The sequence below is a fragment of the Saccharopolyspora phatthalungensis genome, assembly GCF_014203395.1.
Classification (GTDB): domain Bacteria; phylum Actinomycetota; class Actinomycetes; order Mycobacteriales; family Pseudonocardiaceae; genus Saccharopolyspora; species Saccharopolyspora phatthalungensis.
In genome coordinates, this window is sequence record NZ_JACHIW010000001.1 from 1,450,593 (window position 1) to 1,465,688 (window position 15,096).

The following is a 15,096-nucleotide window of genomic DNA, read 5'->3' on the forward strand; positions in this document are numbered from 1 at the left end:
ATTTCGCTGGTGGTCACGCGCAGCGATCGAACCGCGATCGACAGTGGCGACCTGCCGTCGCCACCGGCGACATCGAACGCTAACTTGTGCACCGATACGGCGTTGTGCACCACGGGGAGGTCCGGAAACCAGATGGCGGGCGTGGAAGAGGTTCGCGCAGGCATTGCCTTGGCCAACCAAAAGATGCAGGAAGGCATCGCCGCCTTGCAACAGACCAACCTCGTGCTGGAAGAGGCGCAGGCGGCCCTGGTCACCGCCACCCAGGGCAGCGGCCAGGAGGAAATGCAGCACGCGCACGGCATGCTCGCCGAGGTGATGCAGACGATCAGCGGCGTGCAGGGCTTGCTAGGCGCCACGATCAGCTCCACCGAGGGCTACGCGGGTCGGCTGTAGCGAGCTCTTGCCGGACTCGTTTCGCGCGGCGGCGCGAGTCGCGGAACCTCACACGCGTCAAGGACAAAGATCAAACCGACTTCAAGGACGGGCTCGGTAGCACCGTGTCGGCACTCGACGAACTGATCCAGATGCTGCGCCTCGTCGAGGAACACCTGGAAAAAGCGGGTGTGCACCTCGTCACCAGCCGCACGGCCCTGGCCGAGGCGGAGCAGGCGCTGGTGAAGCTCGACCCGGACCACCCCGAGACCGTGGTGCCGCCGGGCCTCCATCGCGCGGACGACCAGATCGAGCGAACGCAGGGCATGATCGAGCACATCCTGGATACGGTGCGCGACTTCGTCACCCGCCTCTAGGACCTGCCCGACTTTCCGGTATTCGGCGCTCAAACGCGCAGTATTCGGCATCGCGCAGCGGTGCACCAGAAGTCTGCCCGGTTCCTCGTCGAGTGGTACTTTGATCACGGGCAGTAACACGGGTTCCGAGGTGGGACGTGGGTAAACGCAACGAACGGCGAAGTCGGATCGAAGTAGCCTTCGAGCGCCTGCGAACCAGCATCGCCGCCGCGCTCGGCGCGGCCGAGAACGAACACGACCGCGTCCTCGCCGAATGCGCGCAGCAGGAGTTCGCGCTGCGCATCGCCCAGAGCGGGGTGGCCGCCGCGGAGCACGAGCCCGCCGAGATCGCCGACCCCGACGACCCGGTGTTCCAGGCCGCGATGCGGGAAGCGCTGCGGGACCGGGCGGAGATCTACGCCGAGTGGACCACGCAGGGCCCCGAACAGCTCACCCGGCTCGCGGAGGCGGCCGCGCCCGGCCCCGCCGGGCTCCCGTGGCCGGAATGGCTCGGCCAGATCGGCTCCCAGGACGCCGCCGCGCCACCCCCGGGCCTGTGGCGGATCGGCACCGCGACCGTCCCGGATTCGCCGGAACCGCAACCTTTTCCGGCCGCGATCCCGCTGGTGGACGAGTCGCACCTGCGGGTCATCACCGACGACACCCCCGACTCCGCCGAAACCCTGGTGCAGAACCTGCTGCTGCGGCTGCTCAGCTACTTTCAGCCCGGCCTGGTGCGCATCCACGTGTGGGACGTCGCGCAGCTGGCCGGGACCCTGCCGGGGCTGTACCCGCTGACCCGTGCGGGCCTGCTCACCGCGCACGATCCGACCAGGCTGGACGAGATGCTCGAAGGGCTCTCCGACCACATCCGGCGGATTCACACCAGCTCGCTGGTCGGCGGTCACACCTCGCTGCGGTCGCTGGCCGAGGAGAACGGGCACCGCTCGGAACCGTGGCGCGTCGCAGTGCTGTTCGGCAACGGCGAACCCTTGCGCGAGGAGCAGCAGCAACAGCTCCAGCGGATCGCACGCAACGGCCTGGCCTGCGGCATCCAGCTGATCGTCGTGGACCTATCGCTGACGGTGAACTGCGCCATCGAGTCCATCCGGCTGCTCGGCGGCGACCGGGCGCGCACCAGCATGACCGGCCCGGAAGCCGTGGTGCAGCTAGACGAATCCCCGTCGCGCAATGAGGTCACTAAGGCGTGCACGGCGATCGCGGAAGCGTTCCTCGCCCGCCGCGCCCGGGTGCGGACCTTCGACGACCTGGTGCCCGACCGGCTGTGGACGCACCGTTCGACGTCCGGACTGCAGGCGCCGGTCGGGTTCGCCGAGGGCGAGCCGGTGTGGATCACCCTCGGCGATGGCAGCCCGCACACCCTGATCGGCGGTCCGAGCGGCTCGGGGAAGACGAACTTCCTCTACGGCATGCTCGGCGGGCTCGCGGCCCGCTACTCCCCCGACGAGCTGGAGCTGTACCTGCTGGACTTCAAGGAAGGCGTGTCGTTCGCCCAGTTCACCCCGGGACGCCGGGACCCGAGCTGGCTGCCGCACGCCCAGCTGGTGGGGGTGAACGTCAACACCGACCGCGAATTCGGGCTGGCGCTGCTGCGCTTCCTGGCCGACGAGATGCGGCGGCGGGCGGAGATCGCCAAGCAGCACGAGGTCACCAAGCTGGAGGAGCTGCGCGCCGAGGACCCGAGCGGCCGATGGCCCCGGATCGTCGCGGTGATCGACGAGTTCCAGTACCTGTTCGCCGAGCGCGATCCGGTGACCGCACAGGCCACCACGCTGTTGGAAGACGTCGCGCGGCGCGGCCGTTCGCAGGGCATCCACCTGGTGCTGGCCAGCCAGGACGTGTCCGGGATCGAGGCGTTCTGGGGCAAGCCGGCGATCTTCGAGCAATTCATCCTGCGGATCGCGTTGCCCAAGGCCCGGCGGGTGCTGGCCGAACAGAACCCGGCGGCGTTGGAACTTCCGCGCTGGCACGCGGTGATCAACCACGAGTCGGGGGTCAAGCACGGCAACGAGATTGCGCGGATCCCGGACGCGACCGCGAAGAACACCTTCGACGCCCTGCAATCGAGACTATGGGACCAGCGCGACAAGAGCTTGCCGCCGCCGCGCTTGTTCGACGGTTCGAACCTGCCCAATCTGTCTACATTGGATGATTACACCAGGCTGCGCGCACCCGTGGTGGTGCCGAAGGTCCTGCTGGGGCAGATCATCGACGTCAACGGCACGGCCGCCGCGGTGCGGCTCGTCCGGTCGCCGGGGCGCAACATCGCGGTGATCGGCTCGGTTTTGGCGGACGCGACCAGCGTGCTGGGGACCGCGGCGCTTTCCCTTGCGCGCCAATACGAACCGGGCACCATCAAATTCACCATCGCCAGCCTGCTGGACGACGCCGACGACGATGCCCGCGGCGTGTTCGAAGCACTCGGCAACGACGAACACGACGTCGAGCTGGTCGGCCTGGACGGCATCGAGGCCGCGCTGGCCTCGGCAACCGAGGCGATCGACCAACGGTCCGGCGCGGATCTGCCGCACTGCTTGGTCCTCTACGCCGCCGACGCGGCGCACACGACGTTGGAACGAAAAGACCCCACCACCATGGTCAGCGGGCTGGACCACCTGCGGAAGATCCTCAAGCAGGGCCCGGAGCTGCGGGTGCACGTGATCGGCTGGTGGCGCAGCGTGCAGCGGGTGAAGAACACCCTCGGCATGGGACCGGTCGACGACATCGGGGCGTGGGTCGCCTTCGACGTGCACGGCCAGGAATTGGCCACCTTCGCGGCCGGGCAGATGGTCACCTGGTCACCGCGAGCGCGTCGCGGCTTGTTCTTCGACCGGGCGGTGCATTCCCGCCCCGAGGTGATCCTGCCGTTCGACCTCGGTGACCAGGCCAAACCGGTGCCCTCCGTGCCGTTGCAGCGGGCGGCCGACGGGCTGTCCGATATCCGGGAGGAAGCCGGTGACTGACCAGGTTCCGGCATCGGAGCGGTACAAGGAGATCGCCGCGCTGGCCACCACGGCCGCGCAGCAACTGCGTCGGCACGAGCGCGAGCGGGCCGGCGAGTTGGGCGAGGCGGTCGCGGCGGGTCGGCAGCGCCGGGAGGCGGCCGACGAGCAGCGCAAGCAGGTCGTCGAGGACGTGCGCAAGCGGTGGAACGCCGCGATGGAAGCGCTGTGGGACGAGCGGTGGATGCAGGTCAAGGCCATGCCCGAACCGGACCGCTCGGCCGCACCGTCCACTCCGGACGCTTCTCGTCGGGATGTTCAAGAAGCCTTCATGGCGCTCTACAAATCGTTGGAGAAGACCCGCTTCGCCGCGAACCTCTTGTCCCGCCGCAAAAAGGAGTCGTGAGCGGGCACACGGCGTGCGCCGTGAGTCGGCGGACGAGCTTGTGGTCGGTCCCCGGTGGCGATTTCAATGGAAACCGGCATGCTGATTTCCAATCGCCACCCATGGACACCGCGGTCCCCGTCGGCCGGCACCCACCGATCCCTCCGGAGTACCGATGATCACCACTCCGTTGCCCGCCGGTTCGCTGCGTGCCACCTCGCTGACCGCCGCGCGCCGCGCCGCCGACCTGTCCGCCGTGGCCGAGGACCAGGTGGACCTGCTGGTGGTCGGCGGCGGCGTCACCGGCGCCGGGGTGGCCCTGGACGCGGCCGCCCGCGGACTTTCCGTCGCCCTCGTCGAAGCCGAAGACCTCGCCTGGGGAACCTCCCGCTGGTCCAGCAAGCTCGTGCACGGCGGGCTCCGGTACCTGACGCACGGCGATGTCGCCCTCGCCCGCGAAAGCGCGGTGGAACGCCACGTGCTGATGACGCGAACCGCGCCGCATCTGGTGCGGACGCTCCCGCAGCTCATCCCGCTGCACGGCAGGGTGTCGCGCCGTTCCGAGCTGGTGCTTACCGCCGGGCTCCACGCGGACGACGCGCTGCGGCGCACCGCTCGCACCCCGTCGGACCTGCTCCCGCCGCCGCGGCGGATCCCCGCTGCGGAGGCGATCGCCCTGGTCCCCGGCCTGCGCACCGCCGGTCTACGCGGGGGTCTGCTCAGCTTCGACGGCCAACTGGTCGACGATGCGCGCCTGGTCGTCGCGCTCGCGCGCACCGCAGCCGGTTTCGGCGCGCGGATCCTCACCCGCGTGCGGGTGCGCCGGCTCGACGGAGACGGGGCCGACGCGGTTGATCAGCTCAGCGGCGAGTCGCTGCGGATCCGCGCCCGTGCGGTCGTCAACGCGACCGGGGTGTGGGCCGGGGAGCTCGCGCCGGCCGTCCGGCTGCGGCCGTCGCGCGGCTCGCACCTGCTGGTCGATGCGGATGCCGCCGGGATCGCCGGAACCGCCCTGGTCGCGCCGATGCGGGGCGGCTCGGACCGCTACCTGCTGCTCATGCCGCAGCCCGACGGACGGGCCCTGCTCGGGTTGACCGACGAACCGGTGCCCGGACCGATCCCGTCCGTTCCCGAAGTACCGCGGTCCGATGTGGAATTCCTGTTGGCGTCGGTCCGCGATCTGCTGGGACAGCCGTTGGAACGCAGGCACGTACTCGGTGCCTTCGCCGGGCTCCGGCCGCTGCTGGAGGCGCCACGGCGCAAGGAGTCGGCCGACCTGTCCCGCCGGCATGCGGTGCTGGCCTCGCCGGACGGCGTGGTGACCGTGGTCGGCGGAAGGCTCACCACCTACCGCAAGATGGCCACCGATGCGGTCGACGCGGCGGTCCGCACCGGCGCGCTGCCCGCCGGGCCCTCGCGCACGGCGGCCGTGGCGCTGGTCGGAGCCGCACCGCGCCGCCACCTGACCGATGTCGAGGCGACGGCGCGGTTGGTCGCGAAATACGGCACCGAGGCCGTCCGCGTTGCGGCGCTGGCCGAGCTCGACGCGGACTTGGCGGAGCCGGTGGCACCAGGGGTGCAGCTCACCGCCGCCGAGGTGGTGTGGGCGGTCCGGCACGAGGGCGCCCTGGACGCGGCCGACGTCCTCGATCGCCGCAGCCGCGTCGGGCTGAACGCCGCGGAACGTGAGGCGGCCCTGCCGGTGGTCGAAGCGCTCGTCGACCGCGCGCTGCCCGGCGTTTCCGCCTGACCGGTGGCGATTTCAATGGAAGGCAACGCGGTGATTTCCATCGAAATCGCGGGGACGGGTACCGACAGGATTCAGGTTTCGATTCAGCGCTGGTTAATGGGCTGGTAGGGGCGCTCCGGCGCACCGGTGTACACCTGCCGCGGGCGGCTGATCTTGCGGGCCGGGTCCTCCAGCATCTCCCGCCAGTGCGCGATCCAGCCGGGCAGCCGGCCGAGCGCGAACAGCACGGTGAAGTACTTCGTGGGGAAGCCCATCGCCTTGTAGATCAGGCCGGTGTAGAAGTCGACGTTCGGGTAGAGCTTGCGCTCCACGAAGTAGTCGTCGGCGAGCGCCTTCTCCTCCAGCTTCAGGGCGATGTCCAGCAGCGGGTCGTTGGCCCCGAGCTTGCCGAGCACCTCGTCGGCGGTCTTCTTGATGATCGCCGCGCGCGGGTCGTAGTTCTTGTACACCCGGTGCCCGAAGCCCATCAGCTTCACGCCCGGCTCCTTCTTCTTGACCCGGTTGACGAACGAGTCGACATCCCCACCATTCGCCTTGATGCCCTCCAGCATCTCCAGCACCGCGCTGTTCGCGCCGCCGTGCAGCGGGCCGAACAGGGCGTTGATGCCGGCCGAGATGCTGGCGAACAGGTTCGTCTCCGCCGAGCCGACCATCCGCACCGTCGACGTGGAGCAGTTCTGCTCGTGGTCGGCGTGCAGGATGAACAGCAGGTCGAGGGCCCGGGCCATCACCGGGTCGACCTCGTAGGGCTCGGCGGGGAAACCGAAGGTCATCCGGAGGAAGTTCTCCACCAGGCCCAGCGAGTTGTCCGGGTAAAGGAAGGGCTGGCCGACCGACTTCTTGTAGGCGTAGGCCGCGATGGTGGGCAGCTTGGCCAGCAGGCGGACGGTCGACAGCTCCACCTGGTCCTTGTCGAACGGGTTGAGGCTGTCCTGGTAGAAGGTGGACAGCGCGGAGACCGCGGAGGACAGCACCGGCATCGGGTGCGCGTCCCGCGGGAAGCCGTCGAAGAACTGCTTGAGGTCTTCGTGCAGCAGGGTGTGCCGCCGGATCCGCTCGGCGAAGTCGTCGTACTGCTGCTGGGTCGGCAGCTCGCCGTAGATCAGCAGGTAGCTGACCTCGATGAAGTTCGACCTGGCCGCGAGCTCCTCGATCGGGTAGCCGCGGTAGCGGAGGATGCCGGCGTCGCCGTCGATGTAGGTGATGTCGGAGGTGCAGGCCGCCGTATTGACAAAGCCCGGGTCCAACGTCACCAAACCGGTCTGAGCCAGCAGCTTGCCGAGATCCACACCAGGCGCACCCTCGGTCGGCTGCGTCACCTGCATTTCGTGCTCGCCGGCGTCATAGCGCAGCGCGACGGTACGTTTGGCGGTCACGTCGTCGGGCATTCGGGAACCTCTCGCGCTCGTCGGGGTGCGCTGTGGGAGCGACCAGCGTGCCCAGCCAAGCGGCAGGGCTGCGTTGTCGCCCGCGCGCCGGTCGGGGTGTCCGAACCGCCGCAGCACCACCCCGTTGGGGTCCTGTCAGTAGTCACGCTAGACCGCAGTGGGGTCCCCGCGCAGCAATCGCGTTTCGGCTTTTTGGCAGGTGGGACCACGATCACATCACATTCGGCCGGTTTGGCCGGAAGATTTTCGACGCCGCGGAACCGACCTGGACGGAAGGTGACCAGCAGACCCAGCCGATCGGGCTACAGCGCTCAGCCGACCGGCATCGCGCGGTTGAACTCACAGGGTGGTCTCGCGCACGTAGCCCCGGGAAGCGTCAAGACAGCTCGTTCGCCCAGGGCGGTTCGGCGCCGGGCCGGGACACGGTGACCGCAGCCGCGGCCGCAGCGAACCGCAGCGCGCTCTCCCACTGTGCGCGGTCGAGCGCGCGAATGGCGCTGGCCGAGAGCGCGCCGTTGTCGTGCAGCCATGCCAGGAGGGCTGCCTGCACGGTGTCGCCTGCGCCGATGGTGTCGGCCACCTGGGCGCGCACCCCGGGCACGCTTACCGGCTCTCCGTCGCCGGTGACGACCGTCAGTCCGTCGGCTCCGCGGGTCAGGACCACGGCAGCCGGGCCGCGACGCTGCCAGTCGCGGGCCGCGTTGAGCACGTCCTGGTCACCGGCCAGCCACTCGGCGTCGTCGTCGGAGACCTTCAGCAGCCCCACCGACGGCAGCCAGGAGGCGAACCGCGCGCGGTAGGCGACGGGGTCGGTGATCAGGTCGGCGCGGATGTTCGGGTCCAGCGCGATGAACCGGCCCTGCTCGGCCTCCCGGAACAGCACCTTCTCGTAAACCGACGCGCCCGGTTCGAGCACCAGGCCGAGGGTGCCCAGACAGACCGCCGTGGCCTGTTCCGGCAGCTGCTGGTCCGTGACGAAGCGGGCGGCGGTGCCTTCGGTGTGGAAGCTGTAGCGGGCCGAACCGTTCTCGGCCAGCCCGACCACGGCCAGCGACGTCGGCTCCGGACCGCGCTGCACCAGCTCGACGTCCACATTGGAGGACCGTAACCGTTCGAGGAGCTTGTCGCCGAACTGGTCCGTGGACAGCCGGGCGAAGAAAGCGGCCGGAACACCGAGCCGCCCCAAGGCGATGGCGACGTTGTACGGGCCGCCGCCGAGCCGCGGGTGTAGCGGTCCCAGCTCGCCGTCCGCGGTAGACGGGTCCGGAACGAGGTCGACGAGCGCCTCACCGCCGATGACGATCACATTTCCTCCACTGTGTACTGGTCCTCCGGCCCGGCGGTGAGCCCGCCGAGCAAGAACTGGGACAGCGCGGCGAAGGCGGCCGCGTCCGACAAGCCGGTGCGTTCCCCGATTTCGCCGCGTTGGATGCCGACGATGGTGCGGCCGACCATTTCGCCGACGAACCCGGCGTGCACCTCCCGGAACACACCCTGGCGCACGCCCTGGCGGATGAAGCCGCGGATCCGGTCGGCGGCAGCGTGCGCGTTGGCTTCGTAGGTCGAGCGGGTCGAGAGGTTGGCGGCCATGTCGTCGATGAATTCGCGGGACGCCGGGCGCAGCGCCTCGGCCGCGGCTTCCAGGTACACCCGGACCTTCTCGCGCACGTCGTCGGTCGCCGTGACGCGCTGCTCGATCTGCTCCGTCGCGTTCTTGAAGTAGTGCGCGACGACACGGACCGCGAGCTGCTCCTTGCTGCCCGCCAGGGTGTACAGCGTCGACTTGGAGCAGTGCAGTCGCGCGGCGAGGTCGTCCAGCGTGAAGTGCGCGAAGCCCTCCGCGAGGAACAGATCGCACAGCCGGTCCAGCAGCTGTGCGCGCCGTGCGTTCGCCTGTCGGCGGCGGCCTTCGGAGGTGGTCATCGATGGAAGCCTGCCACAGCGCTAGCGGCGGGTTGCGTGGGTTCCCTTAGCCGGAATTTGGGAGTACTACCGGAGCTCCAACAGTACTAGAATCAGTACTCCCGGCAGCCGTCACACCGGCATCAGGAGCGCGAATCGTCATGCCCGTTCACCGCCTGCTTCCCACCCCAGAGGCCACCGATCTGCTTGCGCTGACCCGCGATATCGCCCGTGACGAGCTCGCTCAGCGGGCCGCGGGCGACGAGGCCGCGGAGAAGTTCCCGCGCGATGTCTTCCGGCTGCTCGGCGCGGCCGGTTTCCTCGGCCTGCCCTACCCCGAGGAGTACGGCGGCGGCGCCCAGCCGTACGAGGTCTACCTGCAGGTGCTGGAGGAGCTCAGCAGCGCCTGGATGACCGTCGGCGTCGGCCTGTCGGTGCACACCATGAGCTGCTACCCGCTGGTCCACTTCGGCAGCGCGGAGCAGCGTTCGCGATGGCTACCGGAGCTGATCGGCGGCGGACTACTCGGCGCGTACGCGCTCTCGGAACCGCATGCCGGTTCCGATGCGGCAGCGCTGAGCACCCGGGCCGCGCGCGAGGGCGACTCGTACGCCATCAACGGCGCCAAGGCCTGGATCACGCACGGCGGGGTCGCGGACTTCTACACGCTCATGGCCCGGACCTCGGACGAAGGGCCGGCCGGTATCAGCTGCCTGCTCGTCGACGGCGCGACGCCCGGGGTTTCGGCGGGCCCGCACGAGCACAAGATGGGGCTCACCGGATCGCCGACCACGCCGCTTTACTTCGAAGACGCGCGGGTGCCGGCGGAGCGGCTCATCGGGGCCGAGGGCAGCGGGCTGAAGATCGCGCTGTCGGCGCTGGATTCCGGTCGGCTCGGCATCGCCGCTTGCGCGGTCGGGTTGGCACAGGCGGCGTTAGACCTCGCGGTGGACTACGCCAGGCAGCGGCAGCAGTTCGGCAGGCCGATCATCGAGTTCCAGGGGCTGGAATTCCTGCTCGCCGACATGGCCGCCGCCGTGCATTCGGCGCGGGCGACCTACCTCGACGGTGCGCGGCGGCGCGACGCCGGGCTACCGTTCGGGCAGCAGGCGTCGGTGGCCAAGCTCATCGCGACGGACGCCGCGATGAAGGTGACCACCGACGCGGTCCAGGTGCTCGGCGGCGCCGGCTACACCCGCGACTTCCCGGCGGAGCGCTACATGCGCGAGGCCAAGGTCCTGCAGATCTTCGAGGGCACCAACCAGATCCAGCGCATGCTCATCGCCCGCCACCTCGCCAAGCCGTAGGGCGTCCGCGCTGGTCAGATGCCATGAGCCCGGCGCGCTAGGTCCTGGGGCGCAGGGGCGGAAATGCTCCGGATCACAACGGGGTGAGGCCCCAGCGGCCGAGCCAGCTCTCACCGGGTTGCAGGACCAGCAGGTCGACGCCGGAATTCAGGGCGTCCGGTGGGCACGTCATCGGTTCGATCGCGATCGCCCTGCCCCGGCCCGGGAACTCGTCCGCCGTGTAGACCTGGACCCACCGGAATACCGGGTCGGCCCACAGCTGGATACCGTGCCCGCCGGGGTCGGTGAGGGTGTGCCGGACGAATTCGTCGCCCGGCGCCGGGGCGGCCCCGCCGAAGGCCGTGTCGAGCAAGACACCGGCCAGCCGGCGCCCGGTGCGGAAATCCACTTCGTCGCCTTGCAGGGCACGCGGCGGTCGCGCCGGGAGCAACCGCTCGGCGTCCACCGGCAGCACCGTCGCCGCCGCGAGCTGCAACGTGCAGTCGTCGGTTTCGGCGTTGCCAGCGCGCGGGAACGGGTGCACTCCGACCCCGAACGGAATCGCCCGCGAGCCGAGGTTCTCCACGGTGTGCGTCACGGTCAGGCCATCGGCATCCAGGGTGTACCCGATCGACGTCAGCAGCGGCACCGGCCAGCCGGGCTGCGCGGGCACCATCGCGTGCAGGACCACCGTGGACTCGGCGTGCTCGACGACGTCCCACGCGGTGTGCCGCAACAGGCCGTGGATCGCGTTGTGCCGCGCGGGCTCGGTCAGGGCCAACTGCTGCGGCTCGCCTTCGAGCCGCCAGCGGCCGTCCGCGACCCGGTTCGGCCACGGCACCAGAACCCCGCCGGCAGCGGCGGGCGGCAACTGGTCAGCGTCGTAGCTCTCCGCGTACGGCACCCCGTCGACTTCGAAGACCCGAAGCGCCGCACCGACTTCGGTGACCACGGCACGCGAAGCGCCGGAAGTGATTTCGAACTGCCGCCCAGTGGCGGGAACACGATCATGCACCTAATCACTGTAGAAGCAAAGGGCCTTCCGGTGCGCCGACGCGCCCCGGAAGGCCCACTAGCCACGGTCCCCGGTCAGGCGCTCATGATTCCTCATTTGCCCAGCTTCGCGGCGTCGAACTCCTGCTGCCGACTACCGGCGACGAAGTTGATCCCCCAGAAAATCACGCCGATGCCCAGCAGGACGCCGGCGATGATGTACTCCGTGGCCGGCCGACCGGACAGCGGGCTGGCGAAGAACGCGCAGGTGAGCGCGCCCAGTGCCGGCATCCAGGTGGGCGCCCGGAAGTGCTGGTGCTCGACCTTGTCCTTGCGCAGCACCAGAACCGCCACGTTGACCACCGCGAACACCATGAGCAGCAGCAGCGACGTGGTGCTGCCCAGATCCGAGATCTTCAGCGTGCTCACCAGGATCACCGCGATGAGGCTGGTGAACAGGATCGACACCCACGGGGTGTGCCGGGTGCGGTGCACCAGGCCGAACTGCTTCGGAATGATCCGCTCCTCCGACATGCCGTAGACCAGGCGGCTGGCCATCAGCATGTTGATCAGGGCGGTGTTGGTGACCGCGAACAGCGCGATCAGCGAGAACAGGACCGGCGGGAACCACGGCGCGGCGGCCTTGACCACCAGCAGCAGCGGGCCGTCCGACTCGGCCAGCTCGTCGGTCGGCACCAGCGTCGAGGTGATCAGCGCGATCACCAGGTAGACCGAGGCGGTGATGATCATGCCCAGCAGCAGCGCGCGCGGGAAGGTCTTGGTCGGGTCCTTGGTCTCCTCGGCCATGTTCACCGAGTCCTCGAAGCCCACCATCGCGAAGAACGCCAGGGCGGTCGCCGACGTCACCGCCACCAGCGGCGTGCTGTCGGTGTTGAACTGCAGCAGCCGGCTCGGATCCGGCACCAGGTCGGGGTTGCTGCTGCCCGCGAAGATCGCGTACAGGCCGAAGACGATCACGATCGCCAGCCCGGTGAGCTCCACGCAGGTCAGCACGACGTTCATCTTCACCGACTCGCCGACGCCGCGGAAGTTGATCGCGGCCAGCAGGAGCAGGAAGCCGATGGCTACCAGCCAGGACACCGGAGAAACGCCCTCGCCGACGATCGCTTCCAGGTAATCACCGCTGAACGCCTGCGCGGCCGATGCGGCCGAGGTGATGCCCGAGCACATCACCGCGAACGCGATGAGGAACGTCAGGAAGTGCACCCCGAACGCCCGGTGCACGTACAGCGGCGCGCCGCCCGCCTTGGGGTACTTGCCGACCAGTTCCAGGTAGCTGAACGCGGTCAGGAAGGCGACCACGAAGGCGACCAGGAAAGGAATCCACAGTGCACCGCCGACCTTGCCGGCGACCTTGCCGGTCAGGGAATAGATCGTGGTCCCGAGAATGTCTCCGACCACGAAGAACAGCAGCAGTTTCGGGCCCATCACCTTCTTGAGGCCAGGGCCCTGCGCACCACCGGGCGCGTCGTCGTTCACCGTCGTCTCGTTGGCCATGGCTGAGAAGTGTGCCGGGTGGGTTTTCAACCTGTCTGCCCGCCCCTGGCCGAATTGTCTGCTACGGGCGGCTTAAGCCGGGCACATTGCCCATCCCCGCCTCCCGCTCCGCGCTGTCACCGCTGGTCGGAGGCCGGTGCCCGGTATCGCCAGAAGGCCGGCAGCAGGGCTGCGGCGACCACCGCGCCGATGACGACCAGGACGCCTCCGACGGTGACAGCCGTCGCGGTCCCGAGCGCCGCACCGGCCAAACCGTGCAGCGTGTCGGCCAGCCTCGGGCCACCGGCGACGACGACGGTGAACACGCCCTGGATCCGGCCGCGCATCTCGTCAGTGGCCGCGGCCTGCATGATCGAGCTCCGGTAGACCATGCTCACCAGGTCCGCCCCGCCGCCCAGCGCCAGGAAGAACGCCGCCAGCCACAGCGAATCGGACCAGCCGAACCCGATCACCGCGATCCCCCACGCGATGACCGCCGCGGTGACGCCGACGCCGTGCCGGGTGATCCGGTGCAACCAGCCGGAGAACACGCCGAACGCGAACGCCCCCAACGGGATCGCCGCGAACAGCCAGCCCAGCGCCGCCCCACCGCCCGGCGGATCGCCGAAGGTGCGCTCCGCCATTTCCGGGAACAGCGCTCGCGGCATGCCGAACACCATCGCGATGATGTCCAGCAGGAACGATGCCAACAGCACGGAATGCATTGCCAGGTAACGGAATCCGTCGAGCACCGCACGCAGCCCGGCACGCTTCGGGGCGCCGTCCTGCGGCGGCAGCGCCGGCAGCCGGAACACCGCCCACAGCGTGGCGCACAACGCCAACGCGTCGACCAGGTAGAGCACCGAAAGACCCAGTAGCGGCAACAGGATCCCGGCCAGCAGCGGCCCCACGATCGATCCGAGTTGGAACACCGTGGCATTGAGTGCCTGCGCCGACGGCAGCAGGTGCACCGGTATCAGCCGGGCTATCGCCGCGCCGCGAGTGGGCATGTTCACGGCGAAAAACGTTTGCTGCGCGGCGAAGAGCACCAGCACGAGCCACACCGACCGGGTGCCCGCAGCCGCTGCGACCCACAACAGCACTGAGGTGAACGCCAGGCCGCCGTTGGTGATCAGCAGCAATCGGCGGCGGTCGACGGTGTCTGCGATCGCACCGCCCCACAAGCCGAACACCAGCAGCGGCACCAGGCCGAAGATCCCGGCGAGGCCGACGTAGCCGGAGGAGTCGGTGATGTCGTAGATCTGCTTGGGCACCGCGACCGCGGAGAACTGCGCACCGACCGAGGTGACGACGTTCGACAGCCACAGGCGGCGGTACGCCGGGTACTGCAGCGGCCTGGTATCGAGGAATACCTTGCTCAGCAGGGTTCGAAGTGACCTGGTCGGGGTTCCGCTGCTGGGCTGCACGGATTCAGCAGCCTAGCCGTTAGGCCCGCTAACGGCAGCTCATTTTCCGGCCCATGTGACGGACGTCTACCAGCTCCGCCGCGCGAAATCGCACCGGTTCAGGGGGCGAGGCGTTCGACCGTCCAGCCGTTGTTGGTGCGGCGGAAGCGCAGGCGGTCGTGCAGGCGATCCGGACGCCCCTGCCAGAACTCCACCGACTCGGGGCGGATCCGCCAACCGCCCCAGTGCGGCGGACGCGGGACGTTCTCGGCGTCGGCGAAACGGCGCTCGATGCCGCTCAGCGAAGACTGCAGCGCCTGGCGGTTGGCGACCAACTGCGACTGCGGCGAGGCCCAAGCGCCCAGCTGGGATCCGCGCGGCCGTTCCGCCCAGTACTCGGCGGTCTCGGCCGACGTCACCTTCTCCACGGTGCCGCGCACGTTGACCTGCCGCTGGAGCCCGAGCCACGGGAAGGTCGCGGCGGCCACTCGGGTGGCCTTGAGGTCGTGGCTCTTCGCCGAGGTGTAGTTGGTGAAGAACACCACACCGCGCTCGTCGAAGCCTTTGCACAGCACGGTGCGCGAAGACGGGATGCCGTCGGCGTCGGCGGTGGCCAGCACCATCGCGTTCGGCTCGACCAGATCGGCCTGCACCGCTTCGTCGAACCACAGCTGAAGCTGCTCGTGCCAGGTGGCGGCGAGCGAGGACTCGTCCAACGCCCCGGCCTCGTAGGACACCCGCATGGACGGCAACGCGACGTTGGCCTCCGACATCCTTTTCCTCCCTGACTCGCTCGGC

The 15,096-nt window shown here is 69.4% G+C and carries 13 protein-coding genes; 6 read left to right on the forward strand and 7 right to left on the reverse strand.

The genetic code is table 11. The features are described 5' to 3' along the window. Positions 1-132 precede the first annotated feature (132 nt). The 5 genes from BJ970_RS06400 to BJ970_RS06420 all read left to right on the forward strand — a co-directional run bounded on the left by BJ970_RS06400 (position 133) and on the right by BJ970_RS06420 (position 5,826). Positions 133-393 carry a hypothetical protein gene (locus BJ970_RS06400; RefSeq protein WP_184728917.1) on the forward strand — a complete coding sequence of 87 codons (261 nt, stop codon included), beginning with the start codon at positions 133-135 and terminating at the stop codon, positions 391-393. Positions 394-497: 104 nt separating this feature from the next. Next, a complete protein-coding gene (locus tag BJ970_RS06405) occupies positions 498-749 on the forward strand; it encodes a hypothetical protein (RefSeq protein WP_184724989.1) in 252 nt (83 codons plus the stop codon). Between the two features lie 137 nt (positions 750-886). Beyond that, positions 887-3,712 carry an FtsK/SpoIIIE domain-containing protein gene (locus BJ970_RS06410; RefSeq protein ID WP_184724991.1) on the forward strand — a complete coding sequence of 942 codons (2,826 nt, stop codon included), beginning with the start codon at positions 887-889 and terminating at the stop codon, positions 3,710-3,712. Continuing rightward, positions 3,705-4,097 carry a hypothetical protein gene (locus tag BJ970_RS06415; RefSeq protein ID WP_184724993.1) on the forward strand — a complete coding sequence of 131 codons (393 nt, stop codon included), beginning with the start codon at positions 3,705-3,707 and terminating at the stop codon, positions 4,095-4,097. Before BJ970_RS06410 ends, BJ970_RS06415 begins: the two co-directional genes overlap by 8 nt. A gap of 154 nt (positions 4,098-4,251) precedes the next feature. Continuing rightward, positions 4,252-5,826 carry a glycerol-3-phosphate dehydrogenase/oxidase gene (locus tag BJ970_RS06420; RefSeq protein WP_184724995.1) on the forward strand — a complete coding sequence of 525 codons (1,575 nt, stop codon included), beginning with the start codon at positions 4,252-4,254 and terminating at the stop codon, positions 5,824-5,826. Positions 5,827-5,909: 83 nt separating this feature from the next. Here BJ970_RS06420 and BJ970_RS06425 read toward each other — a convergent pair whose 3' ends face one another. From BJ970_RS06425 to BJ970_RS06435, 3 genes are all read right to left on the reverse strand, one after another. Then, complete coding sequence (locus BJ970_RS06425; RefSeq protein ID WP_184724996.1) at positions 5,910-7,214, reverse strand: citrate synthase; 1,305 nt, start codon at positions 7,212-7,214, stop codon at positions 5,910-5,912. 376 nt (positions 7,215-7,590) lie between these two features. Next, a complete protein-coding gene (locus BJ970_RS06430; RefSeq protein WP_184724998.1) occupies positions 7,591-8,520 on the reverse strand; it encodes a carbohydrate kinase family protein in 930 nt (309 codons plus the stop codon). Next, positions 8,517-9,137, reverse strand: coding sequence for a TetR/AcrR family transcriptional regulator (locus tag BJ970_RS06435; RefSeq protein WP_184725000.1), 621 nt, complete (start codon positions 9,135-9,137; stop codon positions 8,517-8,519). The genes BJ970_RS06430 and BJ970_RS06435 overlap by 4 nt, the downstream gene beginning before the upstream one ends. A 140-nt stretch (positions 9,138-9,277) precedes the next feature. On the opposite strand from BJ970_RS06435, the gene BJ970_RS06440 reads away from it, so the two are divergent. Then, positions 9,278-10,423 carry an acyl-CoA dehydrogenase family protein gene (locus BJ970_RS06440; protein ID WP_184725002.1) on the forward strand — a complete coding sequence of 382 codons (1,146 nt, stop codon included), beginning with the start codon at positions 9,278-9,280 and terminating at the stop codon, positions 10,421-10,423. A gap of 73 nt (positions 10,424-10,496) precedes the next feature. Here BJ970_RS06440 and BJ970_RS06445 read toward each other — a convergent pair whose 3' ends face one another. From BJ970_RS06445 to pdxH, 4 genes are all read right to left on the reverse strand, one after another. Next, positions 10,497-11,417, reverse strand: a complete 921-nt coding sequence (locus BJ970_RS06445) for an aldose 1-epimerase family protein (RefSeq protein WP_184725004.1) — start codon at positions 11,415-11,417, stop codon at positions 10,497-10,499. Between the two features lie 92 nt (positions 11,418-11,509). Further along, positions 11,510-12,913, reverse strand: coding sequence for an APC family permease (locus BJ970_RS06450; RefSeq protein WP_184725006.1), 1,404 nt, complete (start codon positions 12,911-12,913; stop codon positions 11,510-11,512). A 116-nt stretch (positions 12,914-13,029) separates the two neighbouring features. Further along, the gene (locus tag BJ970_RS06455; RefSeq protein WP_184725008.1) at positions 13,030-14,319 is read right to left on the reverse strand and encodes an MFS transporter; all 1,290 of its coding nucleotides are present in this window, start codon (positions 14,317-14,319) and stop codon (positions 13,030-13,032) included. Between the two features lie 98 nt (positions 14,320-14,417). Beyond that, the gene (gene pdxH / locus BJ970_RS06460; RefSeq protein ID WP_184725011.1) at positions 14,418-15,071 is read right to left on the reverse strand and encodes a pyridoxamine 5'-phosphate oxidase; all 654 of its coding nucleotides are present in this window, start codon (positions 15,069-15,071) and stop codon (positions 14,418-14,420) included. Between the last annotated feature and the right edge of the window lie 25 nt (positions 15,072-15,096).

Bases quoted from the DNA above. Each gene is read 5' to 3' on its own strand.
- BJ970_RS06400 (WP_184728917.1), top strand. From the start codon at position 133: ATGGCGGGCGTGGAAGAGGTTCGCGCAGGCATTGCCTTGGCCAACCAA.
- BJ970_RS06420 (WP_184724995.1), top strand. From the start codon at position 4,252: ATGATCACCACTCCGTTGCCCGCCGGTTCGCTGCGTGCCACCTCGCTG.
- BJ970_RS06425 (WP_184724996.1), bottom strand. From the start codon at position 7,214: ATGCCCGACGACGTGACCGCCAAACGTACCGTCGCGCTGCGCTATGAC.
- BJ970_RS06435 (WP_184725000.1), bottom strand. From the start codon at position 9,137: ATGACCACCTCCGAAGGCCGCCGCCGACAGGCGAACGCACGGCGCGCA.
- BJ970_RS06440 (WP_184725002.1), top strand. From the start codon at position 9,278: ATGCCCGTTCACCGCCTGCTTCCCACCCCAGAGGCCACCGATCTGCTT.
- BJ970_RS06450 (WP_184725006.1), bottom strand. From the start codon at position 12,913: ATGGCCAACGAGACGACGGTGAACGACGACGCGCCCGGTGGTGCGCAG.
- pdxH (WP_184725011.1), bottom strand. From the start codon at position 15,071: ATGTCGGAGGCCAACGTCGCGTTGCCGTCCATGCGGGTGTCCTACGAG.